Source organism: Clostridium sp. C8-1-8, from assembly GCF_009928445.1.
Taxonomy (GTDB): domain Bacteria; phylum Bacillota; class Clostridia; order Clostridiales; family Clostridiaceae; genus Clostridium_AR.
The window spans coordinates 39,033-65,269 of record NZ_JAABNO010000004.1 but is presented as its reverse complement, the minus strand read 5'-3'; the positions used below and the strand labels follow the sequence as shown (position 1 = coordinate 65,269).

Below are 26,237 nucleotides of genomic sequence, written 5' to 3'. Positions count from 1 at the left end.
AAGAAACTATTCTTTATTTTTCACCTCTTCATTTTTTCTTATAACTTTATCAACCAATCCATACTCTGCTGCTTCGTCAGCACTCATAAAGTAATCTCTTTCAACGTCAGCTTTGATTTTTTCTAATGGTTTGCCAGTATTCTCACTTAGTATTTGGTTTAAATTATCTTTTATCTTTAGTATTCTTCTAGCATGTATATCAATATCTGTTGCTTGGCCTTGGAACCCACCAAGTGGCTGATGAATCATTATTTCACTGTTTGGCAAAGCAAATCTCTTTCCTTTTGCCCCAGATGAAAGAAGGAATGATCCCATTGAAGCAGCCATACCAACACATATAGTCGCTACATCAGATTTTATATATTGCATTGTATCATATATAGCCATTCCGGATGTAATAGATCCTCCTGGACTATTTATGTATAAATAAATATCTTTATCTGGATCCTCACTTTCAAGGAATAATAATTGTGCTACTATCAAGCTAGCAGAAGTATCATTTACTTCTCCATTAAGCATAATAATCCTATCCTTTAAAAGTCTCGAAAATATATCGTAACTTCTTTCTCCTCTGTTTGTTTGTTCAATTACCATAGGAACTAAACTCATTTTCAATCCTCCTTCAATTCAAAATACTCTATTTATAATATATCCTATTTTGATATTTTATTATAATTAAATTATATAAAATATTTTATCATTTGTTAATCAATATATATATAAGTTGCAACAAAAATTAATGTTTAATTCAAATATTAAGATATTCCCTTATATCTTATGCAACTTACCCAATAAATTTAAAATTTTATCAAAATTAAAATAAGTGTATTTAATCCTAGCTAATAAATTTTGAAGATTATATATTTAAAATGATTGCCAGAATTTCTTCTGGCAATCCATTTTACACAATATATTATTCAGTTACTTTAGTATTTTCTACTAATAAATTAATTGTTTTTTCAGTAACAACATCTAATCTTATAACTTGTTCTTGAGCCTTTAGTAGCATTTCTGCCATTTTTTCATCTTCTCCAGCTCCATACATCTTAGCTAATTCAATTGCCTTAGCTTTCTTTTCATCTTCTGTAGCATCTATAGCTTCAACTGCAGCTATCTTATCTAAAACTAAATCAGTTTTTACCTTTTTAACTGCACTTTCTTGCATGTATGTTTTCATTTGTTCTTCACTGCTTCCAGTGAATTCATAGTATTGATCAAGAGTTAATCCTTGATATCCAAGTCTGTTTTCAAGATCCTTAACCATAGTTTCTACTTCTCTGTCTACCATTATTGCTGGTACTTCTACTTTTGCATTGTCAACAGCCGCAGTTACTACAGCTTCTTCAAATTCCTTCTTAGCTCTATCTTCGTTAGAATCAGCTATCTTCTTTCTTATATCAGCTTTAACTTCTTCTATAGTATCGAATTCTGACACTTCTTTAGCAAATTCATCATCTAATGCTGGAAGTTCTTTAACCTTTATTTCCTTAACAGTAACTTCAAATACTGCTGGCTTTCCATTTAAATCTTCTTTACCATAGTTTTCTGGGAAAGTTACATTTACATCTTTCTTTTCTCCAATTGTTGCACCTACTAATTGATCCTCAAATGTATCTATAAATGTACCTGAACCTATCTCAAGAGAGTAATCAGTTGCTTCTCCACCTTCAAAAGCTATTCCATCTACAAATCCTTTGAAATCTATTGTTACTATGTTTCCTTTTTCAACAGTTCCTTCAGTCTTTGTTTCTATTCTAGCATTCTTTTCTTGCATTGCTTTTAATTGTCTTTCAACTTCTTCTTCTGAAACTTCGTAAGAAACTTTCTTAACTTCTAAGCCCTTGTATTCTCCAAGTTCTACTTCTGGATAAGTAGTAACCTCTGCTGTATAAACTAAATCTTGACCTTCTCCAACTTCTAAAACATCTATCTTAGGATAGTCTACTGGTTTTATGTTGTTAGTACTTAAAACTTCTGGATATGTTTCATCTATAGCAATGTTTATAGCATCTTCAAGTAATGCTCCTACCCCATAGTATTGCTTTACTATGTTCATTGGTGCCTTACCTTTTCTAAATCCTGGAACATTGAATTTTTTTATATTTTTTTTGTAGGCTTTATTTAAAGCTTCATCGAATTTCTTAGCCTCAACCTTAACTTCAAATTTAACTATATTTGCTTCTATTTTTTCCATTTTAACGTCCATTATAAAATTCCTCCTAAAAAGTGTACTAATCGTCTTTAGACTAAGATATTATAACACATTACTTCTTTTATTTACAAACATTTATTTATATAATTATCTAAAAGACCCATTAACTTCTACAATGGTTATTTTTATAAACTTCTTATAAGTTTATCCAAGTAGTTTTTGCTTTCATTTATTTCACTATAAGATGAGTAATTATCACTATATACCTCAATTATTGCCATACCTTTATATTTTATATCAATTAATCTTTTAAAAATTTTATTGTAATCTATATCGCCTTTACCTGGCAGCATACAACTTTCATACTGACTTTTATCATTTATATGAAAATTACACAATCTATCTTCCATTACATCAATGTATTGTTCTGGTTCCACATTAGCTTTATAACCTTGCTTTAAATCTAGAGTATAGTATAAAGGATATCTAACTCTTTCTCTTAGCATTTCCAAATATCTTATATCTGAAGACATACACCAGGATACATTTTCTTGAGCTAGCTTAACACCATTTTCTTGTGAACTATAGGTAAGTCTATTGTACATGTCTATTATCAAATCATAATCTAGCTGCGAAGCCTCAACTTTTCTCATTCCGTGGAAAGTATATATTTTGTTACCACCTAATAGACTTATAGCCTTGCAAACCTTCTTGAAAACCTTCATCATATCGTTTCGCCTTCTAGTATATGAATCAAATAAAAAAGGTTCCACCATACTGCTGCATATATGAACAGAATTAACATAAAAATCATTCTCTACACATTTTTCTTTTATTTTAAGTACAAATTCTTCTTCATATTCGGAAAATGTGTTTAAAAACAACTCACCTTGAGCAAACCCCATATCTTTCATAACTTTAACGCTATCTTCTGCATTTACATTTGGATACAAACAAGCAGAAGACATACCAATCTTCATCATTACAATTACCCTATAAGCTGCTGAATAGGAATAACCTTATCACCATCATCAGCTTTTACGTGTAAACCATCAGCTGCTAGACTAGTTATCGTTAAATTCTTTGATTTTGTAGTCATTACAGCTTTGTGTTCTCCAGTATTTATATCTACTACCCATATATAAGAATAAAGATCTGGAACTCCAAACCATGGAAGTTGACTCACATATGCCACATGACTATCATCTATAAACTTAGCATTTACAGACCACAAATACCCTTGATACTGTTTTAATATGGTCTCTCTTGCGAAGGCTCTTCCATCCTTTGTTGTATAATTAGGTTTTGTAACATCCTTTATCTGACCACTTCCATCTACTACTTTTATCTGCTGTGTATTTGTTTCGTTTATTAAAATAGAAGTTTGAGATGGACTTATATCAAAGGATACTCCATTATCTATAGGATCTAGTAACTTAAACTTTTTTGTACCTGAAACCTCATCATAAAAAGCCTTTGATACAGCCCCACTAGAAAGTGTAACTTCTATATACTTATCGTCTTTACTGTCATCTTGTTTTTTATCATCTTTGGCAAGAGCATCGGATTGTTTACTATTATCTTTTTCTTTATCATTTTTTAATTGAGATGCTGTTTCCTTATCCTTCTGAACTTTATCCTTACTGCTCTTATTAGCAAAGATAGCTACAACCTTGTTTTTTATATTAGTACTAAAGTTCATTTTAGTAGATACTAAAACTGCTGCAACTGCCACAATTAATAATACAATTAAAGTTGATACTATCCTCTTTCTTCTTTTCATCCTTTTTTGATATTCCTTACTGAATATACTAGGTTTTCCCAATATTATTACCTCCTAGTTGATTTAGTCTTTTTTATTTTATTATTATAAAAAGGCATTATATTAATATAATTGATAATTGATAATTCATATTTCCTTTATCTTTATTGTAAGTCTTTAAGGAACCATATATATTATACCTTAATGACAGCAAAATTAATAATAATTTTTGTAAAAATTCATATCTTAATGTATAATAGACTATAACTTACCTAATTATGATTGGAGGTCACCATGACGAAATTGCACATTTTAGGCACTGGTAGTGCTATGGTAACCAAGTGCTACAATACGTGTTTTACAATTTCTAATTTGGCAGGGGAGCACTTACTAGTTGATACTGGAGGTGGAAACACCTTACTTACCAATTTAGAAAAGCTTAATATCCCTATTTCAAAAATACATAATATATTTTTATCACACACACATAATGATCATATAGCTGGGATAACTTGGATTGTTAGAGCTGTTGCTCAAGCCATAAATACAGATAAATATTCTGGAAACCTGAACTTTTTCGGTCATCCAGATGTTCTATCAGTTGCTAAACAAATTTGTCTTCTAATGCTAGAAAGTAAATTTACCAAGTTCTTTGACGACAGAATATTATTCATACCTGTAAAAGATAATGAAGAAAAGAATATTATAGACTTCAATATTACTTTTTTTGATATAAATAGTGCCAAACGTCTTCAATATGGTTTTAAACTTAAAGACAGCGAAGGTATAACCTTCACCTTCATAGGAGATGAACCATATAAAGCATGTCTTAAAGAGCATTGTATTGACTCTGACTATATGATGCATGAGGCATTTTGTTTATTTGAAGAAAAACACCTATTTAACCCTTATGAAAAACATCATACTACAGTAAAAGAAGCCTGTGAAAACGGAAGAAATTTAAATATTAAGAATCTTATTTTAATTCATACGGAAGACAAAAATTATCATTGTAAACCTGAGTACTACTGTGCTGAAGGAAGATATTTTTTCAGTGACAATTTAATTGTACCAACAGATTTAGAAATAATTGAATTAGTAAAAAACGAAGATTAGCTTAATAGAAATGCTTTTTAAATGTACTACTAATCCTAATAGATATTTGGGACGAAGTAGTACATTTTTTTATTTTAGCCTATATCTAAGAGGTTGGCTTATATAAGCATCAAGTTGCAAAGCAATTAGTTTCAACAGTTAGTTTAACGGTGCCTTATTTAAAATTTGTTATAGGCAACTGTATATTCTTATATTATATTAAATAGAATTATAATGAATATATAAATCACTTCATATTAGTTCTTAGTACAAAATTACTATAAATAATAAAGGAGGCTATAATGCTTAATTATTTTAATAATAATAATTTAATAAGAAAGTCAGACTCAAGAAAAAAATCTACGCCAATCATATTAGTTTTTATTCTATGCTTTGTCTTTGCATTTCTTTCTCAAATAATAGGTGGACTAGCGATTGGCTTTGCGGTTCACTACCTTAATCTATCATTTAATCAATATAGGAACTTTATTTCTAGTAGTTATTCGATGCTTCTTACTACCTCAATATCTATTGCCCTATGCTTTTTGTGGGTATATCTTTATGAGAAAAGGAAGCCTGTATCCTTAGGATTCTATAAAAAGAATGCAGCCCCAAACTATATTCAGGGATTTTTAATAGGATTACTATTAATGTCTATTGAAGCAATAATACTTAGCATTACTAACAATGCTTATATATCAAAAGGTGATGTTTCTAGTTATGGATTGTTAAGCTTGATAATTGTAGTTATTTCCTGGATAGTACAAGGTGCTTCTGAAGAGATTTTAATTAGAGGTTTTGCACTACAAGCAATATCTGCTAGATATAATACTATAGTTGGAGTATTGGTATCCTCAATAATATTTGCATTGCTTCACATGCTCAATCCTGGAGTGTCTTTATTGGCTATAATAAATCTAATTTTATTCGGGATATTAGCTGCTCTTTTGGCATTGTACACTGAAAATCTTTGGGCAAGCTGTGCTCTTCATAGTGCATGGAACTTCGCTGAGGGAAATGTTTATGGTTTTTTAGTAAGTGGTACTAATGCTTATGGCGGATCCTTTCTATATGTTCAATATAAAACAAATAATCTTATCAATGGAGGGTTGTTTGGTCCAGAAGGAGGACTAGCCGATACGCTTATAAGCGCTATTGCTATAATTGTACTTCTGCTTCTCATATCTAAGAAAAGCAAACATAACTCATCAATTTCTGAATAATGCAAATAAGCTTTGATAGATTAAAGTAGATCTTTATTACATTGTAGTTATCATAGAAATACTAATAACTTCTTTGTAGTTTTGCATAAATAAAAAAGTGATCTAGTAGTTGTTTCTACTAGATCACTTTTTATATATTATTTATTACAACAACCACCCTTTGAGGAGCATCCACTGCAACCACTACAACCTCCACTGCTTTGACAACAACCAAGACTTATTCCTAAGCCTTTAGCTTCATCTTCAGTAAGAGTTGCAACATTTTCACTGTAGTCCTCATAGTCAGGAGTATCCTTAAGATATGAATTCTTCTGTATTTGAATCATATATACACCTCATGCCTAAAGCTTTGAATTATATAAATATAATATTTATCTAAATAATTATAATCTTTAATAATATAATTATCCACCATAATATAAAAATTATCACAATATCAATATATTTTTGTTTCTTAAGTGACTTTTTTTGCGTATCTACTTTTTTCTGAACACATGGGATGAAATTCTGGTAGTAGAATATTTTTTTACTGTTCCTCCTAAATAGCTACTCTAAAACCTTTATATTAGTAGGTTTAGCTAGGGATTTTTTTACTGGTATAGACAATAAAAAAAGAAAAAGAACTAACCTAATAGCCCTTTTCTTCATAATAAAATTATTCTATTATTATAATCCAGAAACGTAATTATGCGGATTCTGAGGTTGCCCATTTACCCTTATTTCAAAGTGAAGATGAGGACCAGTACTATATATTCCCTGGCTGTCTATATACGCTATAGTTTGCCCTTGATTTACCTTCTGTCCTACTTGAACATCTACTGTCTTCATATGTCCATACATTGTCTGATATCCATTTCCATGATCTATAACCACCATATTTCCATATACAGTATCCCATTGAACCCTAACAACCGTTCCACTTTTGGACGCCTTTATAGGAGCTCCTTTAGGCCCGCCTATATCAACACCAGTATGGTTACTCAACGTATGTTTAATCGGATGTATTCTTGGTCCAAAATCATCTGTAATTGGCCCAACAGCTGGTCTAATAAATGCTTGTCCATTAGAAGTAGCTCCATCATCTGCCTTTTCATTATTTATGCTATTGAACATTGAGTCTAATTGCTTTTGAAGTGCTTCATTATCTTCTTCTAAATCATCCACTTTTGCCGCAATCTTCTTTTCACTGTCACTTAAAGAACTTATGATATTATTCTGTTGATTTCTTAATGATGAAAGCTCATCATACTTATGCTTATTATCATCTCTTTGTTGCATTAGAGACTGCTGAGCTGATTTAAGTTGTGATTGCTGAGCTACCACATCACTCTTCTGCTTATCTAGTTCTGACTTTTTACTAGCTAAATCCTTTTGCTTACTCTTTAAATCCTCTTGAACTTTTTTTACTTCTGCAATTAATTCATTATCTTTTTGCATTATTGTAGTTATTACAGTCATTTTTTGCATAAAATCAGTTAAGTTATCACTCCCTAATATTACGCCGAGAATTTGTTCTCCTATATTTGTCTTATATGCAGCTCTGAGTCTCATTCCAAGCAAATCTCTTTTTTCTGCCTCTTCTTGCTCTTTCTTCTCTATATCCTTTTCAACACTTTCAATATCTTTCGAAATCTTATTTATGTCAGATTGGACCAAATTAATCTTTCCCTGAAGAGTATTAATATGTCCTTGATATTCATCAACCTTACCTTGAGATTGTTGAAGCTCTAAGCTCTTTTTGTCTAATTGATCTTGAATTGATTTCAATTTATCATTCTCTTGATTTTTGGTATTTTGTATCTGATTTTTTTGATTTTGCAAATCATCAATTTTGTCTTTGTTAGCGTCGATTTGATTTTGCAATGTATCCGATGATGCAGCAAAGGCTTGTACCGAATTTAAGCCAGATATAAGAACGCAACAAAGTACTAAAGATAAAATCTTCTTTTTCATCTTATCTGTCATTACCTCCAGTTATTATTCTATCTTTAATTATACTACAAATTTCATCATAATATCGTTATTTTTTAATTTTTATGCCGTTGTTTAAATTAATTTTACAAATTTCATATAAGTTTTGCTTTTTATAGCTTATATTGTAAAATAATTGAACGTTGTTCTATACTAAAACCATATTATTGCATTAAAATTACTTTAATTATATATTGGCAATTCTATCAAACTCTATTATAACTTTGGTAAACCTACCCTCTTCACTCTCTATTTTTATCTTTCCTTTATGTAAATCTACTATCTTTTTGGAAATAGTTAAACCAACACCTGTACCTGCAGTAACTTCTCTACTCCTATCCCCTCTATAAAATCTTTCAAATATAAAAGGTATATCACTTTTCTTGATCCCTATTCCGGTATCTTCTATAGTGGAACTAATAATTTCTGATGTTTCAAGCAAGGATACCTTCAGCTTACCTTTATTTTTATTATATTTTATTGCATTAGATATTAAATTTATATATACCTGCTTTAGCATATCCTCGTCTCCCCATACAACAGCATCATCTGAAAGATTACTATCATATTTAAGAGTCAAATACTTAGAATCGATTTCGGCTTTGTAGTATTCCAATATATTTCTTATAAGAATATCTAAATTCACCGGTTTACTATCTATATTATTATTTTTTTCATCTATGTAAGTTAGTGATTTCATGCTATTCAGCAACTTACCAAATCTTATAACTTCACTGTTGATAAGTTCTAAGGTCTCATTATTAATTGGATATATACCATCTATCATAGCCTCTATTATATTTTGAAGTACGTTTAACGGTGTTCTTATTTCATGAGAAACATCAGATATGAGTCTTCTTCTAAGATCATCTTGATAATTAAGTTTGTCAGCTAAGTCATTTATAGTTTCTTTCAACTCTCTAATTTCTGTTATTTTCGTCTCATAGGATGCTCTTGCCTCTAGATCTCCATTAGCTATTTTCTTAGACACTTCTGCAATTCTTCTAACTGGGAGACTGAATTGCCTTCCTACTACTAAACTAACAGCTAGTCCTATAATAATAGAGATAGTTATTGCAATAACTATGCTTCCATTAATTTTCTTACTAAAATCCACATCATCCTGAGTTAGCAACAAATCTGAAAATTGCCCTATATTAACATATCCAACCACAACGCCATTATAACGTATTGGTAGATTCTTACTTACATAATCACCTTTATGACTACTGACTACCATGTTATCGAAACCTAGGGTCTCAGTAATAAGCTTAGGATCCATCCCCCATATCATATTCTTCTTATCATCTAGGAGTGATATACAAAAATTACTCATATGAGCCTCATGTTGTAACTCAATTCCTGATACTGTTGTCCACTTTTTATCCTTTGAATATATGCTTTCAAAACTAGCTACAATTCTATCCTCTCTCTTCTTCTGACTTTCTTCCATATAGCTTTTAAAATGTGACGAAATAGAAATATTTATTATTATTCCAGTTACTCCTATACAGAAAATAACAGTGAATATCATAATTAGAAATAAGTGTGTTCTTATATTTCTCATAGTTTTTACTCTCCGCTAAATCTATAACCTAATTTTACTACTGTTATTATATATCGTGGATTCCTGGTATCTCTCTCTATTTTTTTTCTTAAATTCTTTATATGAACATCAATTGTTCTATCATAACCTTCAAAATCCATTCCAAAAACACTTTCAATCAATGCTTCCCTGCTAAAAACCTTACTTTTATTTTTTGCCATAACATAAAGTATATCAAACTCATTTGGAGTTAAGCCTACATATTTTCCATCCACCAATACTTCTCTAGTTTCAGTATTAATTATTAAACTTTTATCATTAAAAGCCAATATAGAATCAGTGTCATCTTTGTGTGAAATTCTCCTAAATAGGGAATTAACTCTAGCCACTAGCTCTCTCGGACTAAAAGGCTTAACTAAGTATTCATCTGCCCCTATATTTAAGCCATGTACTTTCTCATCCAAAGCACCTTTTGCAGTCAGCATAAATATATACACATCTGATATCTTTCTAAGCCTTTGACAGATCTCTTCTCCTTGAATATCTGGTAGCATTAGATCTAAGATAACAAGATCTACCTTTTCTTTAATAAACATCGAAAGACCATCTAGCCCATATTCAGCACAAAGCACCTTATACCCTTCTTTTTCTAGGTACGCCTTTGTTACCTCTCTTACAGTTTTTTCGTCCTCTATAACAAGCACAGTATCCACATTGTTCCCCCCCGTAACTTTAGTCTATTTCATTAAGTATATCTTTATATTAGATAACTTATATAATCATATTAATATTTTTATATAAAGATTTTATGTAGAAAGCTTGCTTTTGAGTCTAGGTATTGAAGTGGTACATCTCTAGCCAGATAAGCTATTCATTTTCACATACTCCTCATAACTTACACTGAATTCTGCCCCAGAGATGAATTCTATTCCTAATGAGTTAAATTCTTTTAATATTCCATCATCTAGCTTTGCTTCATCTATGTTAGCTAAAACAACAATTTTATCAATTTTTTTAGATGCTTTGATTCCTATGAGCTTATACATATTTATCTTGTTAAACTCATCTGATTTAAAGCAGCTTACATAAACTTTTTCACCTGTATGCTTACATAGTAACGTATTTGTATCAAACTTATTTATAAAAACATAATTTTTATTCTTTAAGTATTCAATACACCAATCTATGAATTCTTCAGAGCTAAGTCTATCTAATTCTTCACCTAAGGTATTTATCTTAAAATCTTTTTTTATTATATTAACTATTCTTATCAGAGTTCTACCAATCCTGAATAGTTGGTACATGGACAATATTACTATTATACCAGTTATAGTAAACATTCTAAACAGCTCCTTCTGAGATCATCTCTTTCTCTATGTTCTTTCTTATAAGCTTAACCAGCTCCTTGCCATCTATTATCCTAATATCTATACCTGAGTTTCTAATATCTTTAATCTCCTTATAGCATTGAGGTATATATCCCCCTTTAGTTATCAAGATACCTTTCTTAAGCTTTTTAGATTTCATTTTTCCTATTATCGAATAGAGTATATCTAAGTCTACTAAATCATCTACAGGCTTTAGTAGATATACTACCGTAGGTGAATTATCCTTGTAGCATAAAACTTCTTCAAGATTTTCTGCTATTACAGGATTTTTATATCCTAAATCCTCTAATGTACTACAAATATATTCTAATAATTCTTCATTTTTCATAAGCTTAAGATCACTGCTGCAAAACAGTCTATAGACCTGCCTTATATCGGTCCCCTCTTTAGAAATGATTACAGCCAAAATTCCTAGTATTTTATTTACTATTATGCATAATATGAAAAAACTAATCATAAACTTAAAATCTCTAATAATATCCATAAATATCACCTCATTTAATTTATTGACATTTTATTAAGAAGCTAAAACATTTTTATAAAGTTAACATAGACTTAATTCTACAATAACATTATCTTAATATTCTCCCATTATCATAAAATATAAACAAAGAAATTCTCCTTTAACAGAGGCAATTTTTTTGCCAGCCAAAAACTCTATTTCTCAGGTTATGCTTTTTATAGCATAACCTATTTTATTATTTAGGAAATTATATTCTAGCTAGAGCTGTGGATAAATATGCCCAGTCTACCTAACAGTATCTAAAGGAGAATCAATAAAAGTCATGCCGCCTGCCATATTTTTCTCGTATACATTCGGAATGGCAGATATGCAAAAAAGCTATCTTGATTGCATAGTTGTATTAATTTAATACCTTGCCTACAATCAAAATAGCTCTTAATTTATGTACATATTTAATTTTCAACTTACTCCATTATGTCTATAATCCACTTTTTACAGTTTAAACATTTATATATTCTTATTACATATAAGTTAAGAAATTTTTCTCCATATTGCTTTCTATACTCTTCTATTTCTTCTTGAAATATAAAGTTTTCTTCTTCATCAATATAACCAACAATATCTCCATAAAGATTACTTTTTGTTTTTTCACAGCAATCGTTTAAATCTGTACATTCAATAGTATCTAGTTTTATTAGTGCAGCTCTTTCTTGAATTATAGGGATTATATCATCGTACTCAGTTATATCGTCTAAAAAATCTTCCTTATAAAACATTTCATCTTGTATTACAAATAACGGTTTCATCTTGCATCACACATCCTTATCATAGGTAAATACTTTCTATTCTATTTCTACCATTTTTCTTAGCCTCATAAAGTTTATTATCACATATATTTATAAAAAAATCTAGATTAAAGTCGTCAGTAGGAACAATAGTTGCTACCCCTGCACTTATTGTAACAAATTTATCTTCTCCAAGGGCTTTATTAGGTATACTTTCTTCCTCTACCTTTTTCCTTATTTCCTCACCTATTACTAAAGCTTCATCAAAACTTCTATTAGGAAGTATGACAAAGAATTCTTCTCCACCATATCTACCTACTACACCTAAGTTCTTTTCAGCAACTTCATTAATAGCAGTGGCAATCCTAACTAAACAACTATCTCCCTTGACATGTCCGTAATAATCATTATATTGTTTAAAAAAGTCTATATCAGCTATCATGATAGATAAGCTTCCAGACAACTTCTTTAAGCTATTCCAATACATATATGTCATTCTATCAAGTTTTCTTTTATTGGCTATATTGGTTAAAAAATCTTTATCGCTCATCTCTTTTAATTTCTTGTTAGCAAAATGTAGAGAATTATTTATCTTCATTAAACTCAAGTTTTTATTTCTAATGCTATTTTCTTTATTGTAATTATCTATCATTCTGCCATAATTTCTTATAGATATAAGTATAGAAACTATGCAAGTTATAGTTGTATTAATTATCACCATATCTTGTCTTCCATAAATGCTCATACCATTTAGAGCTCCAATGAACGAAGCATATGCAAAAGCATAAGTGAATATTATCTGCGTAGTAGAAAGATAGAATACTATAGAAATACATAGTATCACTTGATTGTACACCATAGAATTAACCATATAGTAAGAATTTGAACTTTTCATATACCATAATGACCATAATATAACTATAAAAATAATACTCATCTGTATAAGCGAAAAATACTTTTCTATGAACCTTTTTTTCTTCTTTATAACATTTAATATTATAATAGAAGTTACAGATATAGAAAATAGAACAAGATAATTCATTCTATAGTGTATAGGACTATATTCAGGTATATCAATTTTGTATACTGCAAAATATATAAAGCCAAACAGTGCAAGTATTAGACTTAATAGTACCAAAATCCTTAAGGCAAAATAACTTTTCTTATAATTATATCTATTTCGTAATTTTATTAATTCTTCATCATAGTTATCATCAGTTGCTGAAAACAAGCTCTCACTAATTTCTTTCAACATTAACCCTCCACAGCTTAATTATCGCCTATATTACTTAGAGCCCCTTCTATTATATCCTTAGGATAACCTAGAAACTTTAAAAGCTTTATAGCGTTTCTTGTAGGCGAAATTCCTTCCTTTATCTTATAGTCAAAAGTTAATCCTTCAGCTTCATTAACTTCCTCGCTAAAGTAATAGCATCGATAATCTTGTCCAACAAGTCTTGCAATTTCATGGTCATGAGTTGCTGCTATTACAAGGGTATTGAATTTTATGACATACTTAAGAATTTCTGCTGAAGCCGCAATTCTTTCTATAGGATTAGTTCCTCTGAAAATCTCATCGATCAAACAAAGCATTGGTTTTCCATCTTTAGCATTATTAATTAATCTTAACATAGCTTCTGCTTCACCTAAGTAAAAGCTTTTTCCACTGGTTACATCATCAGATGGACTTATAGAAGACATAAGCTTCATATAACAAGCTTCATACTTGTCACATAAGCATGTATAAAAACTTTGAGCAAGTAAAACATTTATTCCAACCATTCTCAAGAAGGTAGACTTTCCAGACATATTAGTTCCTGTAAGAATTATTCCTTTTCTAGACAATAAGATAGAATTAGGAACTGGCTCATCTATTAATGGATGCACTCCCTTTTCAATGTTTAAATACGCATCTCCCTGAATAAAATTAGGTTTTGAAAATTGCTTTATGGATTCTCTGTAAGCAGCAAAACCTATTAAGCTATCAATCTCACCTATTAGCTCATAAATATCCAGAAGTTCAGATGTCTTTTCATTTATTTTATGAGACATCTTAAGATATACTCTTTCCTGGGCTAAAAACATTATATATATAGTATCTAATAAGCCATCATTTCCTTCTGCTCTACCAAAGGATACAGAATTTTTGGCTATATAGTGTATCTGTCCATATAAAGTCTTTAGCTTTGAAGTGTAATTACTTATCTCTTCGTAATCGCTACCACTTATCCTTTTAGCAGCCTTAATAACAGATCCTAAATATAAAATACTATCAACATTCATATTATTTCTCTCTCGAGAATGGATAAAAGAATTGATAATAAATATTGGCACAAGCAATGCAAAGTATCCTGGTCCCATAAACAAAGCTGTAACCACTGCTAATAATGGAAAAACTAATCCTAACATGTTATACATCCATCTTTTAGAATTATCTTCTACCAGTCCATCTTTAAGCATATTTACTGTATAATTATTTTTCTTTCTTCCTAGCTTATATAATTGAAGTTGAATTTCTTCTCTTGCCTGTTTATTCTCTCTAAAAAAATCAATTATTTTATCTCTATTTTTCAATTCTTCTATATCACTTACTGGTTTTCTAAGCATGTGATAAAATACATCTTCTCCTGGGGAAGTAAGGGTTCTGTCCATATTACTATATATCTTGTCCATGTCCAGATCATTCCAGGTCTGATCATCTATATAGAATTCTTCTTCTTTTTTTACTGAATCATGAAAATACCTTATTTTCTTAAAATCCCTTTTTCTTTCCACTCCCTTTGGCCAAATATATCTTACGTAATCTAGATAAGTCTTATTACCAAACACACAATCACTCCTAATCTAAAATTGATAGGTAATATACAGAAATAATCTTAAATAATAACATTATTCGCTATTTAAATTCATACTAATTATTTTATAACTAATAATGTAAAATATCAACAACTATACAATTCTTATAATTATAGTATCAAGTTCCTATAAATTGAATTTAAGTTGTTTATTATCTCTTTTAAATAATAGTTATATTTAATAATATTGTTAAAATTAAGTGGTCATGAAGTAGATGCTATATGAGCGAGCTAGTAGAATTAAATGATTTTTTCAGATGGAATGGCGTTAATAAACTGTGTGTTCGAACGTAGTGAGTTTACAGTTTTAGCCATGGAATATGAGAAAATCATATTAATTCTTTGCGCAAGCTCATCTAAGCATCGGATGACTGACCACTTAATTTGAACACAGTACTTTAACAGAGCCTAAATAATAAGATTTTTGTAGCTACTTTTTTCTGAATGTCTAGTGTACACACTAAAAAAAGATACTGAAATACTTCAGTATCTTTAATAATTATTTAATTACTTTTTCTAATGTATTAAATAGTTCTTTATTTTCTTTTATCTTATTTTCATTTCCTACTACACAAATTAAATCTTGCTCCATTACACACTGAACTAAAGGTGCGAAGCTTCTTATTACCTTTTCATCAGCCTTAAGAACTTCATCTCTTTCTCTTTGGATATCTTCTGCTGTTATATTGCTAAGATAGTTTGCTACAGCAACCTCTGATTTTGATGCAGTGGTAAGAGGATAATCCAACTTCCTTATAGTTCCTATGATATATTTTGTCATTTCCCTTTCGTTACTAGTAAAGTTATTTAGATAATCCTTCATATCATCATAAATTTTTATAGTTTCTTTAAGATTTGGATCTCTATAAGACACAATATATGCCCCACCATCTCTTCTGAAGTTTGCAAATACACCGTACGCTCCACCTTTAACTCTTACATTATTCCACAAATAATCAAAGCCAGAAATAGTTTCTAAAACATTTAAAGCTCCATTATAACTGAAACCTTTCTTAATGTAGTTTCCACCCTTAGCAACATATTGCACATTTCCTTGAGTTAAAAGACCTTCATTAGTTACGATTTCTCCAAAGCTAAATACTCTAGCATCTATATCGCTTTCTTCTAAATAGCTTACAAGTTTTGGTGTAACATGTTCTAGAGTCTTATAGTCCTCTTCTTCAGAAGAATAACTTATAATTAGATTATTCTTGTTAAACAAAGCCTTAGAAACTTCTTTTAACTTAGAAATAATATCTTTCTTTTCTGTGCTAAAGCTGTCTTCAAGCTTACATAAAAACTCATAATAACTAAGTCCTAAGGTTATCTCGTCATACTTACCTTTTTCAGTACAATAAGATAAAATCTTTCTTAGAGCCAATCTATGTCCATTGTCTATAAGTCTTCCTTCAATTCTTGACCTAATCTCTTTTATTAACTGTAGAAGTCTATCTTCCTTGTCATATACAGTATTTTTTATTATTTCACCTAACAACTCTACTCCGTCTTCAAGCTTATTAAGAAGTGTTTTAAGATTTATTAGTAAATAAGGGTTGAAGTTATCTGGATCTCCATTTATTGAATAGCTTACTGGACTATATGCAATTCCACCAGTGTTTATATTTATCTTATTTGATAAAGTTCCGTAGTCATAATTTTCAGTATCTAGCTTACCTAGAATGTCCGCTAAAAATCTTACATAAACAACATCATCAGAATTAAGTGCGTCACTATTAAAATACAGATTTAGATAAGCAATCTTATTAGTAAATAGCTTATGATATAACACCTTAACTCCATTTATATTTCTTTCCTCTAGTGGAAGTATTTCAGCTTTCCTATCAATGTCATCTATAGACAGCATAGGAATAGAAGCTAAAGCTTCTTCAGTATCTGGAGCATTTTGTCTTTCTTTTAAATTCTTACATTTATTTATTAACTCATTAATTTGTTCTTCACTGAAGGATTTCTTAATGTCAGTCAATTTGTCTTTTAAAGCTTTTTGCTTTTCTTCGTTAAGATTTTTCTTAGGTTTTAGCATGATGAATGAGCTATGCTTATTTTCTAAGATATACTTTCTTATAAGCTTCTCAAAGTAGTCTTCCTTTAAAGCAACCTTAATATTTTCTAAATAGTTATCGTACTGTAGGTGTACAAAAGGATCTCCTCCATATAACCAGCTATCCATTATTCTAGTGTAATGGATAAGACCTTTAGGATACCCATCGTATTCTCCTTCTCTTAACTCAAACTCTATTCTATTAATTGATGCCTCTATTGTTTCTTTATCAATACCGTTATTGCACAGCTGTTCCAGAGTCGAGAACACTATATTCTTAAACTTTTCTTTATCCCCTTCATTGCAGTTCTTAGCTATGATAGAAAATACAGGTTGCTTTATAGAACCACTGTATTCCCCTGAAATAGCCTTACCTATTCCATTATCCAGTAAAGCTTTCTTTAAAGGAGCTGCAGGTGTTTTCAAAAGCATATGAGCCAATATCTCAAAGGCTAAAGCTAATTCTCCTTCCTCTGCATTTCCTATAACAAAATTTAGATTTAAGTAAGTTTTGTCTTCTAAACTGTCTTCTTCTGACACTCCATACTCAAACTCATTTTCGCTTAACTTTTCAAAAGCCTTTTGAGTTGGAATATCCGAATCAACCTCTACCCTATCAAAGTCCTTTAAATAGTTTTGATCTAAGAAGCCTAATTCTTTATCCAAGTCTCCATCACCATAAACTAATATATAGCTATTTGATGGATGATAGTATTTCTTGTGAAAGTTTAAGAATTGCTCATAGCTTAAATCCGGAATAAATTCTGGATCTCCTCCTGATGATTCTTTATATGGAGTATCAGGCAAAACAGTTTTATTTACCATTCTATAAAGTAAGGATTCAGGTGAAGAGTAGGCTCCCTTCATTTCATTATAAACAACTCCATTATAAGCTAAGTCATCCTTAAAGTTTTCTATATTATAATGCCAGCCTTCTTGCATAAATATTTCTGGATACTTATATATATTAGGATATAAAACCGCATCCATATATACATCCATAAGATTAAAATAATCTTTTTCATTTCTTGATGCTACTGGATAAATTGTCTTGTCTGGATAAGTCATTGCATTTAAAAAGGTATTTAGCGATCCTTTTAAAAGCTCTACAAAAGGTTCTTTTGTATTAAACTTCCTTGACCCACATAAAACTGAATGTTCTAATATATGTGTAAGTCCTGTGCTATCTTCTGGAGGAGTTCTAAATCCAATAGAAAATACTTTGTTATCATCATCATTTTCTATCTTAATAAGCTTAGCTCCACTTTTTTCATGTTCAAAAACATATGCCTTTGAGCTTATCTCCTTTAACTCCTTTGCGTCTTTAAGCTTAAAACCATGTAGCACTTCATTTATTTTTAATGTCATCTAAAGCTCTCCTTTCAAATTTCTACTTTACTCCATAGTAATTAATTCCATTAATAAATACAAGTTTTAATTTAATAATTTTTACTTCTTCAGCTTTCCCAGATTCTTTTATAAACTTCACATAAATCCCTATTATATGTTTTACCACTTTTATTCTTTTCATGATTAAATTTTATACTTTTTTTACTATAGCCATAAGAATATAGCAAAAAATCAGTAAGATGACCTTCTTTTAAGCCTTCTACTAACGCTTCTTTACAAATCTATCTACATATAATTTCCTAAGAAATAAAATACAGTAGCCACAAAACTATGAAGCTAATAGTTTTATGACTACTATATTAAAAATTCAATGTATTCGCTTTATTTACTCTTTAAGACTCTTTAGCATATTAGCCGTAAGCTCTGCAGCTATTGCTTGCTGCTGATCACTACTAATAGTTGCTTTTCCATCACCTTTTTGATGTCCATAGCTTCCAAAACCGCCGTGGTTTCCACCATCAATTTGTTTAAAAACTGCTGTATCTGGTAGTTCATCTTTTGCAGCTTTTACCTTATCTAATTTAGCCACCTTATCATTCTCTCCCCAAAGGCTTATTACCTTTAAGTTAGTTCCCTTCAGGCTTTTATCCTTTAATGGGTAAGAACCATAAAAAGCAACTCCCTTTATCTTATTTTGGTTGCTATAAGCATAGCTTTCTGCCATCACTCCACCTAGCGAATGTCCACCAATAGCCCAGGCCTTAACATCTTTATTATCTTCTATAATCTTATCTGCTGCCTTGCCATCAAATACCGCCAGTTTAAATGGCATTTTAGCTATATATACATTAAAGCCCTTGTCCGCAATCTTTTCCATGAACTTTATATAAGCCTTCTCATCAACTTTCCCACCTGGATAAAATATAAATCCTACATCGCTCTTTTCGCCCTTAGGTACTATCTCTATATACCCAGCTTTATCATTTACTGTAACACCAGAATCTTCGCTGGCCATAGTTTCTATGCTCTCTTCTGCTTTATAATAAGTATTCAAATAAATTATGCCTGTTGCAAGTATTAGAACCAACATTATTGACAAGAATAATAATAGTTTTTTCTTCTTTTTCATAAACTCACTCCTATAAAATTATATATATTCTTATTATATTAGAAATTCTTAATTTGAAAAGCATTTTCATTTAGATTTTCTTATGGTAGTTATAGGAGTATTTATATCATTAGAATTGTTGAAATTAGAAACTACAAATAGTATTAATTTTAGGAGGTTTTTCTATGTATACAATAATGGCAATAAAGCTATCACCAAGAAATAAGATAGCTCCAACAGTTCAAGAAATATTGACTAGATACGGCTGCATAATAAAAGTAAGGTTAGGACTTCATGAAGCTTCAGTAGATGCTTGCTCAGCTTCAGGTTTGATACTACTTGAACTATTAAGTGATCAGAAAAATGAGATTATAAAATTAACTGAGGAATTAAATTCTCTGGAATATGTTACAGCTAAACTTATAGAAATATAATAAAAAATTCACTGAAGCAACTTCAGTGAATTTTTTTATCTGTACACCAATGCAATTTATAATGTTAGAACTATAAATTTATTTAGCCTGGTAGTAAAACAAATCTTATTATAAATAAAACTGCAAATACATATAAAATAGGATGCACTTCTTTATATTTTCCGTTCAAAACCTTCATAAGTGGATAAAATATTAAGCCAGTCGCTATACCGTTCGCTATACTATATGAAAAAGGCATCATTGCTATAGTGAAAAATGCAGGAACAGCTTCTGTAAAGTCACTAAAATCTATATCCTTAACTGAGCTTAACATAAGAACGCCTACTATTATAAGAGCTGGCGCTGTAGCACTTGATGGTATCAAGCCAACTACTCCACTAAAGAACATAGCAATAATGAACAGTATTCCTGGAACAACGTTTGCCAATCCAGTCCTAGCACCCTCAGATATACCCGATGCAGACTCAACTACTGTAGCAATTGTTGTAGTCCCTAGTAGACCACCTATAGTAGTTGCTAAAGCATCACTTTCAAGAGCCTTTCTAAGGTTTTTAACATTACCTTCTTCATCAATCATACCAGCTCTACCTGCAGTTCCAACCAATGTCCCTATAGAATCAAATAAATCAACAAGACTCAAGGTTATTACCACCATAGTTATACTTAAGAATGCTCCTACTATTCCTGAGCCATTATGAGATAAAAGCCCTTTAAAATCTAACGCAAAAAATGTAGCCCCTATAGTTGGCATTGAAAAAATCTTAGTAGTAGGATCTATAGTTGTAACTCCCATAGGTATACCTATTAAAGTAGTAGCAACTATCCCTATTAATATCGAACCCTTTATATTTCTAGCCATTAGTACAGCTATAATTATTATTCCAATGATAGTTAATATAGTAGCTTTATTTGTAAAACTTCCAAATGCCATTAAAGTAGAGGGATTAGCAACTACTATTCCACCGCTTTTAAGACCAATTAAGGCTATAAACAAACCTATACCTGCTGTTATCGCAAGCTTTAAATTATTTGGAAGTGCCATTACTATCTTCTCTCTAATTGAAGTTAACGTAATTAAAATAAATACCAATCCAGATATAAATACAGCAGCAAGCCCTTGTTGCCAAGTATATCCTAAGTTCAAACAAACATTAAACGAGAAGAATGAAACTAATCCTAAGCCTGGTGCCAATATAAATGGAAGATTAGCACGAAAGGCCATTATAAGTGTTCCTATTGCTGCTGCTAGACATGTTGATGCAAAAGCAGATGCTACAATAGGATCATTAGAAATAAGAAGCTTAGCAGCTTCATCACCTTTTAACCCTGCCATGTTCATTCCACTTAACTTTAAAATATTAGGAATGACCAAAAGTGCATAAGCAACAGTGATAAAGGATGTTAACCCTCCAAGAAGCTCTGTTTTTACATCTGTTTTATTCTCTTTAAGTTTAAACAGCTTCTCCAGTAAATTGTTCATATTAAGTTTTCTCCCTTCAAAATAAAAATAATACTATTTATTCTTGCACTTGAATTAGCTTTTAAGTTTTCTATATATATACTTATTATCAGCTTACCTAAAATTCAAGGCATAATGAATAAAAAATGCCGTTATTTGAGGCAAATCAAATAACGGCATTAACCATTTTGATTTACCCATAGTGAGAAATTTTACGGCTTTCTCGTAGAGACTTCTGAACCTTATCATCAGAAATATATGGATAAAAATTTTTCTATATATTTTTGTACATGCTTTATAATAGCACTCTCGCTACATTTTATCAACAAAAACTTTATAATTTCGACATAATATATCAGTTGAATTTAAACAAGAAAACGGTTATATTAAATAGAGGCAATAACTACTAGGAGTGTGTATTATGAACAAAAATTCTAAGCTGCAGGCTTTGCTACAATTTATTACTTATTCTATGGTTGGAGCTAGTAACGTTATTATAGATATAATAGTCTTAAACATACTGTGGACCATTACAGGACGTTACTTCGGACCAATAAACTTTCTATTTAAGTTAATATCCTTCTGTATATACTCTACAAGTGGTTATTTACTAAATAAACATTTCACTTTTAAAGGCGATTCAAATTCTTCTTCCTACTTTGGCTACGTTAGCCTTCTAGGTATTTTGTCATTTTTAGATGCAGTAATCATATCCTATATGACCATGCACAATGTGTTTCACTTACATAGACATATGTGGGCAAATATATGCGCTATGTTAGCTGCTATGGCCACAGGCCTAATAGGATTTCTTGTGAATAAATTCATAATATTTAACAAAGAGTAAAGGTGGACAATAATATGTTGTTCACCTTTACTCTTTGAATATACATAATAATTTATATTCTTAAACTCTACTGTAAGAACCCAGAGGATAATTAAGACTATATTCTCCATTGAAGTGGTACATCTTTATAGAGTTCCAACTTCAACTAATAAGTTATGCATGTGGTAAAAATCCTCAGAGGCACGATTTTCGAACATTCATAACTTAAGTTTCCGTAATGAAATCCTATATAAGCTTACTTCTTAATAATAAGGATTTCCCCTGCTTTTACTTCTAAGCTACCATTACTTTTCACCTTTTTATTTTCTTTATTGTCAAGCAACACTTCATACTTGCCTTTTTCAAGAGGAATCTTACAATCAGCAGAGGTACTATTAACTATAACGTATATGCTGTCTTTATCGTAAGTTCTCTTCATGTTAAGGACTCCACTATCATTAGTTTCAACCTTATCAACTTCGCCAAGTCTTAGTGCCTTATAGTTATTTCTAAGCTCTAAAAGCTTTTTATAAAAGTTATAAATTGAGTTTTTATCTTCCTTTTGAACATTTAGTGCAATCTTATCAATATCATTTGTACTATCCATCCATTTAGTGTTTTTACTTGTATCCTTATTATCCCAAATAAATGGTTCTCTTATATGTTCATCTGGTTTTGTTCCAGTCATCCCAGTTTCTTCACCATAATAAATATATGGAGTTCCTGGAAGTGTTAGGTACATAGCAGCAGCCATCTTAGCCTTTTCAACATCTCCAAGGTTGCTCATAACTCTATTCTGATCATGATTGCTCAAAAAAGGAGCAGGAACAAAATTCTTATTCTTATCTTTCAATATACTATAGTTATCTTTTATTTCAGAAGGCAAGTCTTCAATACTTTGGCTACTTAAACCTTTATTTATTGAATCAGCCAATGGGAAATTAAATGTACTGTCTAAAGCTTCTTGATACGGTGCTATTGCATAAAGATTGTCCCAGACCTCTCCAGTTAGTATAAAGTTTTTATTAAGACTCTTGCAATAGCTGCTATATTCCTTCCACCATTGAATGTTCTTGCTATCATCTTCATATATCCACTTAGCTGCATCTAATCTAAAGCCATCCAAGCCCATATCAATATAGTATTTAGCTATATTTTTAACCTCTTGCCTTACTTCCTTGTTGTCATAATTCAAATCAGGCATACTTTCAGAAAATATAGAATAATAGTAGTCATTTAACACATCATTTTTAGTCCAAGTCTTTGTATTCATTTTTGAAATAACATCTTCCACACTAGAATCATTACTCCAGATATAATAATCTCTATACTTGCTATTCTTGTCCACTCTAGCTTCCTTAAACCATTTATTTTCTGTAGAAGTATGATTTATTACCATATCCATAGAAACCTTAATATTACGTTTATGAGCTTCCTCTAAAAGCTTCTTCAAATCCTCCATGGTTCCATACTGCGGATTTATTTTGTAATAATCAGTAACATCGTACCCATGGTAACTAGGTGAGTCATTTATTGGCATAAGCCATATGCCGTTAATGCCTAAATCCTTAAGATAATCTAACTTCTCAGTTACTCCATTAAGATCGCCTATCCCATCACCATTACTGTCATTAAAAGATCTTACAAAGATTTCATAAAAAGTTCTTCCATCATAAATTTGCTGATCCTTTTGCGCAACCGTTTGCTTAGAACAACCAAAAAATAAAGAAACTATCAGTATAAGACCCATTGCTATACTTACTTTCTTTCTCATAATTAATCTCCTTAAATATATTATTCTACTTCCCTTAATAACGTATTAGAAGCCTGTCAAATAATACTGCTTACTTGCTTAAGATTATTAAAGCATCGCATCACTGACTAGTTAATTTCAACGACGCCTTAATATCACCTAATTTATATATATCCTAGCTTCATAAGGTCTAAGTTTTACTAACTTTTCTTGAAGTTTTATACTCCCATTATTATATAATCCATAGTTATCAAGTTTAAGTTTATATCCGCTTTCAACTACTTCATCTGATAAATTTATTTCTGAATCCCTTCCGAAGAAATTACAAACAACTAGTATTTTCTTGCCACCTAAGCTTCTTTCGTAGGAATATACAGACTTATTATCCTCATCAATTTCCTTAAAGCTTCCATAAACAAGTGTAAGCTCTTCTTTTCTAAGTAAAGTTAATTTCTTATAATAATTTAAAATAGAATTCTGATCCTTTTCTTCTTTTTCCACATTAATGATGTTATAATTGGAATTTACTTTAATCCAAGGATTAACTTCACTAAAGCCTGCATTTTTTCTATCATTCCACTGCATAGGAGTTCTTGAGTTATCTCTCGAAGTAAGGTTTAGCCCCTTAACATAATTTTCATGGCTTACAAGACCTGACAAAACATACTCCCTATACCCATTACTTACTGAAATATCTCTATAGTCTTCAAGCTGAAAATCAGCTGCATTAGTCATTCCAATTTCATCTCCATAATAAATAAATGGAGTTCCCTTATGTGTCAATTGAAGAGTTGCAAGCATCTTAGCTGAAAGTCCATGATACTTTTTGTCATCCCCTAATCTAGAAACAGTTCTAGTAGTATCATGATTAGAATAAAATATAGGGCACCAACCTTCATTTTCTTCTCTTGTAGCCCACCCTGTCATTTTTTCTTTAATATCCTTTATTAAGTCTATCTCTACTCTCTCCCAAGGTTTTTCACCCTTGCCCACACTATGCATATCAAAATGGAAGGTAAAATCAAGTTCTTTATTGTCCAACCCTGTGTAAACATGAGCATTTTCATAGTTTATGCCTCCAGTTTCACCTATTACAACCTGATCAGCAGTAAATACATCTTTTCTTAGCTCCTTAAGATAGTCATGGACCTCTGGCAGGTTTTGAACATATGGAATAAAATCTCCGTACAGAGCCCCTTCCCTCATCTCGCCATCTGGGAAGTTCATATCCTTTGCCAAATGATTAATAGCATCCATTCTAAATCCATCAACGCCTTTTTCAATCCAGTACTTAATCATTTTCTTCATGTCTTCTCTTAAGCTTTTGTTGCTCCAATTAAAATCCGGCTGCTTTTTTGAGAATATATGAAGATAATACTCTCCTGTGTTTTTATCTAACTCCCAAGCGCTTCCTCCAAAAAATGATCCCCAGTTATTTGGTGGGTTTTCTCCTCTTCCTTTGCTCCAAAGATAGTAATCTCTATATTTATTATCCTTTGATTTCTTAGCTTCTATAAACCAAGGATGCTCATCAGAGCTATGGTTTATTACCATATCCATTATTAGCCTCATATTTCTACTATGAATGCCACTTAGCAATTCATCAAAATCAGCTAAGCTTCCAAATTCAGTCATTATATTTTCAAAATCACTTATGTCATACCCGTTATCATCATTAGGAGACTTATTTATTGGATTTAAATAAATCATATCAACTCCCAAGGACTTTATATAATCAAGCTTCTCTATTATCCCTCTTAGATCACCAATTCCATCATTATTGGAATCTTTAAAGCTTCTAACATAAATTTGATAGGCTACGCCTTCCTTCCACCACTTTCTTTCCACCACAATTCCTCCTTATGTTATCAATTCTATTCTCCAATTAGCACTACAGATTTAGCCTTATAACTGTAGAAACATACCAGTTCAAGGTAAAATATATAAATCAATAAAGATACTTTTAATAGATAAAATACTTCCTTGCATTTATCAAGATTATTTATAA

The 26,237-nt window shown here is 30.7% G+C and carries 22 protein-coding genes and 1 riboswitch; of the genes, 4 read left to right on the top strand and 18 right to left on the bottom strand.

Annotation, left to right across the window (positions count from 1 at the left end):
- Positions 1-6: 6 nt before the first annotated feature.
- The 4 genes from clpP to GXK57_RS05780 form a co-directional block, all read right to left on the bottom strand.
- Positions 7-609: an ATP-dependent Clp endopeptidase proteolytic subunit ClpP gene (gene clpP, locus GXK57_RS05795; protein WP_128214837.1), complete on the bottom strand. Its 603-nt coding sequence runs from the start codon at positions 607-609 to the stop codon at positions 7-9.
- A 304-nt stretch (positions 610-913) separates the two neighbouring features.
- Complete coding sequence (gene tig / locus GXK57_RS05790; protein WP_160672854.1) at positions 914-2,206, bottom strand: trigger factor; 1,293 nt, start codon at positions 2,204-2,206, stop codon at positions 914-916.
- Positions 2,207-2,337: 131 nt separating this feature from the next.
- Positions 2,338-3,132, bottom strand: a complete 795-nt coding sequence (locus tag GXK57_RS05785; protein ID WP_160673485.1) for a sugar phosphate isomerase/epimerase — start codon at positions 3,130-3,132, stop codon at positions 2,338-2,340.
- 8 nt (positions 3,133-3,140) lie between these two features.
- Positions 3,141-3,977: a hypothetical protein gene (locus GXK57_RS05780; RefSeq protein WP_160672851.1), complete on the bottom strand. Its 837-nt coding sequence runs from the start codon at positions 3,975-3,977 to the stop codon at positions 3,141-3,143.
- A gap of 231 nt (positions 3,978-4,208) precedes the next feature.
- Between GXK57_RS05780 and GXK57_RS05775 the strand changes: the two genes are divergently transcribed.
- Both GXK57_RS05775 and GXK57_RS05770 read left to right on the top strand, forming a co-directional pair.
- Complete coding sequence (locus GXK57_RS05775; protein ID WP_160672848.1) at positions 4,209-5,030, top strand: MBL fold metallo-hydrolase; 822 nt, start codon at positions 4,209-4,211, stop codon at positions 5,028-5,030.
- A gap of 281 nt (positions 5,031-5,311) precedes the next feature.
- Positions 5,312-6,232, top strand: coding sequence for a CPBP family intramembrane glutamic endopeptidase (locus tag GXK57_RS05770; RefSeq protein WP_160672844.1), 921 nt, complete (start codon positions 5,312-5,314; stop codon positions 6,230-6,232).
- A gap of 137 nt (positions 6,233-6,369) precedes the next feature.
- On the opposite strand, the gene GXK57_RS05765 is transcribed toward GXK57_RS05770, so the two are convergent.
- The 11 genes from GXK57_RS05765 to GXK57_RS05715 all read right to left on the bottom strand — a co-directional run bounded on the left by GXK57_RS05765 (position 6,370) and on the right by GXK57_RS05715 (position 19,778).
- Positions 6,370-6,558 carry a hypothetical protein gene (locus GXK57_RS05765; protein ID WP_160672841.1) on the bottom strand — a complete coding sequence of 63 codons (189 nt, stop codon included), beginning with the start codon at positions 6,556-6,558 and terminating at the stop codon, positions 6,370-6,372.
- 340 nt (positions 6,559-6,898) lie between these two features.
- Complete coding sequence (locus GXK57_RS05760; RefSeq protein WP_160672838.1) at positions 6,899-8,185, bottom strand: peptidoglycan DD-metalloendopeptidase family protein; 1,287 nt, start codon at positions 8,183-8,185, stop codon at positions 6,899-6,901.
- 205 nt (positions 8,186-8,390) lie between these two features.
- Positions 8,391-9,770, bottom strand: a complete 1,380-nt coding sequence (locus GXK57_RS05755) for a HAMP domain-containing sensor histidine kinase (RefSeq protein WP_160672834.1) — start codon at positions 9,768-9,770, stop codon at positions 8,391-8,393.
- Between the two features lie 5 nt (positions 9,771-9,775).
- The gene (locus GXK57_RS05750; RefSeq protein WP_160672831.1) at positions 9,776-10,462 is read right to left on the bottom strand and encodes a response regulator transcription factor; all 687 of its coding nucleotides are present in this window, start codon (positions 10,460-10,462) and stop codon (positions 9,776-9,778) included.
- Between the two features lie 141 nt (positions 10,463-10,603).
- On the bottom strand, positions 10,604-11,089 hold the full coding sequence (locus GXK57_RS05745; RefSeq protein ID WP_160672828.1) for a hypothetical protein: 486 nt from the start codon (positions 11,087-11,089) through the stop codon (positions 10,604-10,606).
- Position 11,090: 1 nt separating this feature from the next.
- A complete protein-coding gene (locus tag GXK57_RS05740; protein WP_160672825.1) occupies positions 11,091-11,621 on the bottom strand; it encodes a restriction endonuclease in 531 nt (176 codons plus the stop codon).
- Positions 11,622-12,064: 443 nt separating this feature from the next.
- The gene (locus tag GXK57_RS05735) at positions 12,065-12,406 is read right to left on the bottom strand and encodes a hypothetical protein (RefSeq protein WP_160672822.1); all 342 of its coding nucleotides are present in this window, start codon (positions 12,404-12,406) and stop codon (positions 12,065-12,067) included.
- Between the two features lie 19 nt (positions 12,407-12,425).
- Positions 12,426-13,640, bottom strand: a complete 1,215-nt coding sequence (locus tag GXK57_RS05730) for a GGDEF domain-containing protein (protein ID WP_160672820.1) — start codon at positions 13,638-13,640, stop codon at positions 12,426-12,428.
- Positions 13,641-13,654: 14 nt separating this feature from the next.
- Complete coding sequence (locus tag GXK57_RS05725; protein WP_160672818.1) at positions 13,655-15,214, bottom strand: DNA mismatch repair protein MutS; 1,560 nt, start codon at positions 15,212-15,214, stop codon at positions 13,655-13,657.
- Between the two features lie 525 nt (positions 15,215-15,739).
- Positions 15,740-18,667: an insulinase family protein gene (locus GXK57_RS05720; RefSeq protein ID WP_160672816.1), complete on the bottom strand. Its 2,928-nt coding sequence runs from the start codon at positions 18,665-18,667 to the stop codon at positions 15,740-15,742.
- A gap of 367 nt (positions 18,668-19,034) precedes the next feature.
- The gene (locus tag GXK57_RS05715) at positions 19,035-19,778 is read right to left on the bottom strand and encodes an alpha/beta family hydrolase (RefSeq protein ID WP_160672814.1); all 744 of its coding nucleotides are present in this window, start codon (positions 19,776-19,778) and stop codon (positions 19,035-19,037) included.
- 164 nt (positions 19,779-19,942) lie between these two features.
- Between GXK57_RS05715 and GXK57_RS05710 the strand changes: the two genes are divergently transcribed.
- Entirely contained in the window at positions 19,943-20,191 is a 249-nt protein-coding gene (locus GXK57_RS05710; RefSeq protein ID WP_160672812.1) for a hypothetical protein, read from the top strand.
- A gap of 82 nt (positions 20,192-20,273) precedes the next feature.
- On the opposite strand, the gene GXK57_RS05705 is transcribed toward GXK57_RS05710, so the two are convergent.
- Positions 20,274-21,671, bottom strand: coding sequence for an NCS2 family permease (locus tag GXK57_RS05705; RefSeq protein ID WP_160672810.1), 1,398 nt, complete (start codon positions 21,669-21,671; stop codon positions 20,274-20,276).
- A gap of 159 nt (positions 21,672-21,830) precedes the next feature.
- Positions 21,831-21,932, bottom strand: a riboswitch (purine riboswitch).
- 139 nt (positions 21,933-22,071) lie between these two features.
- Between GXK57_RS05705 and GXK57_RS05700 the strand changes: the two genes are divergently transcribed.
- Positions 22,072-22,497 carry a GtrA family protein gene (locus GXK57_RS05700; RefSeq protein WP_160672808.1) on the top strand — a complete coding sequence of 142 codons (426 nt, stop codon included), beginning with the start codon at positions 22,072-22,074 and terminating at the stop codon, positions 22,495-22,497.
- A 235-nt stretch (positions 22,498-22,732) separates the two neighbouring features.
- Here GXK57_RS05700 and GXK57_RS05695 read toward each other — a convergent pair whose 3' ends face one another.
- The gene (locus tag GXK57_RS05695; protein ID WP_160672806.1) at positions 22,733-24,250 is read right to left on the bottom strand and encodes an alpha-amylase family glycosyl hydrolase; all 1,518 of its coding nucleotides are present in this window, start codon (positions 24,248-24,250) and stop codon (positions 22,733-22,735) included.
- 138 nt (positions 24,251-24,388) lie between these two features.
- Complete coding sequence (locus GXK57_RS05690; RefSeq protein ID WP_160672804.1) at positions 24,389-26,077, bottom strand: alpha-glucosidase; 1,689 nt, start codon at positions 26,075-26,077, stop codon at positions 24,389-24,391.
- Between the last annotated feature and the right edge of the window lie 160 nt (positions 26,078-26,237).

Excerpts from the sequence above, each read along its gene's own strand:
- clpP (WP_128214837.1), bottom strand. The coding sequence starts at position 609 with ATGAGTTTAGTTCCTATGGTAATTGAACAAACAAACAGAGGAGAAAGA.
- tig (WP_160672854.1), bottom strand. The coding sequence starts at position 2,206 with ATGGACGTTAAAATGGAAAAAATAGAAGCAAATATAGTTAAATTTGAA.
- GXK57_RS05785 (WP_160673485.1), bottom strand. The coding sequence starts at position 3,132 with ATGAAGATTGGTATGTCTTCTGCTTGTTTGTATCCAAATGTAAATGCA.
- GXK57_RS05775 (WP_160672848.1), top strand. The coding sequence starts at position 4,209 with ATGACGAAATTGCACATTTTAGGCACTGGTAGTGCTATGGTAACCAAG.
- GXK57_RS05770 (WP_160672844.1), top strand. The coding sequence starts at position 5,312 with ATGCTTAATTATTTTAATAATAATAATTTAATAAGAAAGTCAGACTCA.
- GXK57_RS05765 (WP_160672841.1), bottom strand. The coding sequence starts at position 6,558 with ATGATTCAAATACAGAAGAATTCATATCTTAAGGATACTCCTGACTAT.
- GXK57_RS05760 (WP_160672838.1), bottom strand. The coding sequence starts at position 8,185 with ATGAAAAAGAAGATTTTATCTTTAGTACTTTGTTGCGTTCTTATATCT.
- GXK57_RS05755 (WP_160672834.1), bottom strand. The coding sequence starts at position 9,770 with ATGAGAAATATAAGAACACACTTATTTCTAATTATGATATTCACTGTT.
- GXK57_RS05745 (WP_160672828.1), bottom strand. The coding sequence starts at position 11,089 with ATGTTTACTATAACTGGTATAATAGTAATATTGTCCATGTACCAACTA.
- GXK57_RS05740 (WP_160672825.1), bottom strand. The coding sequence starts at position 11,621 with ATGGATATTATTAGAGATTTTAAGTTTATGATTAGTTTTTTCATATTA.
- GXK57_RS05735 (WP_160672822.1), bottom strand. The coding sequence starts at position 12,406 with ATGAAACCGTTATTTGTAATACAAGATGAAATGTTTTATAAGGAAGAT.
- GXK57_RS05730 (WP_160672820.1), bottom strand. The coding sequence starts at position 13,640 with ATGTTGAAAGAAATTAGTGAGAGCTTGTTTTCAGCAACTGATGATAAC.
- GXK57_RS05720 (WP_160672816.1), bottom strand. The coding sequence starts at position 18,667 with ATGACATTAAAAATAAATGAAGTGCTACATGGTTTTAAGCTTAAAGAC.
- GXK57_RS05715 (WP_160672814.1), bottom strand. The coding sequence starts at position 19,778 with ATGAAAAAGAAGAAAAAACTATTATTATTCTTGTCAATAATGTTGGTT.
- GXK57_RS05710 (WP_160672812.1), top strand. The coding sequence starts at position 19,943 with ATGTATACAATAATGGCAATAAAGCTATCACCAAGAAATAAGATAGCT.
- GXK57_RS05705 (WP_160672810.1), bottom strand. The coding sequence starts at position 21,671 with ATGAACAATTTACTGGAGAAGCTGTTTAAACTTAAAGAGAATAAAACA.
- GXK57_RS05700 (WP_160672808.1), top strand. The coding sequence starts at position 22,072 with ATGAACAAAAATTCTAAGCTGCAGGCTTTGCTACAATTTATTACTTAT.
- GXK57_RS05695 (WP_160672806.1), bottom strand. The coding sequence starts at position 24,250 with ATGAGAAAGAAAGTAAGTATAGCAATGGGTCTTATACTGATAGTTTCT.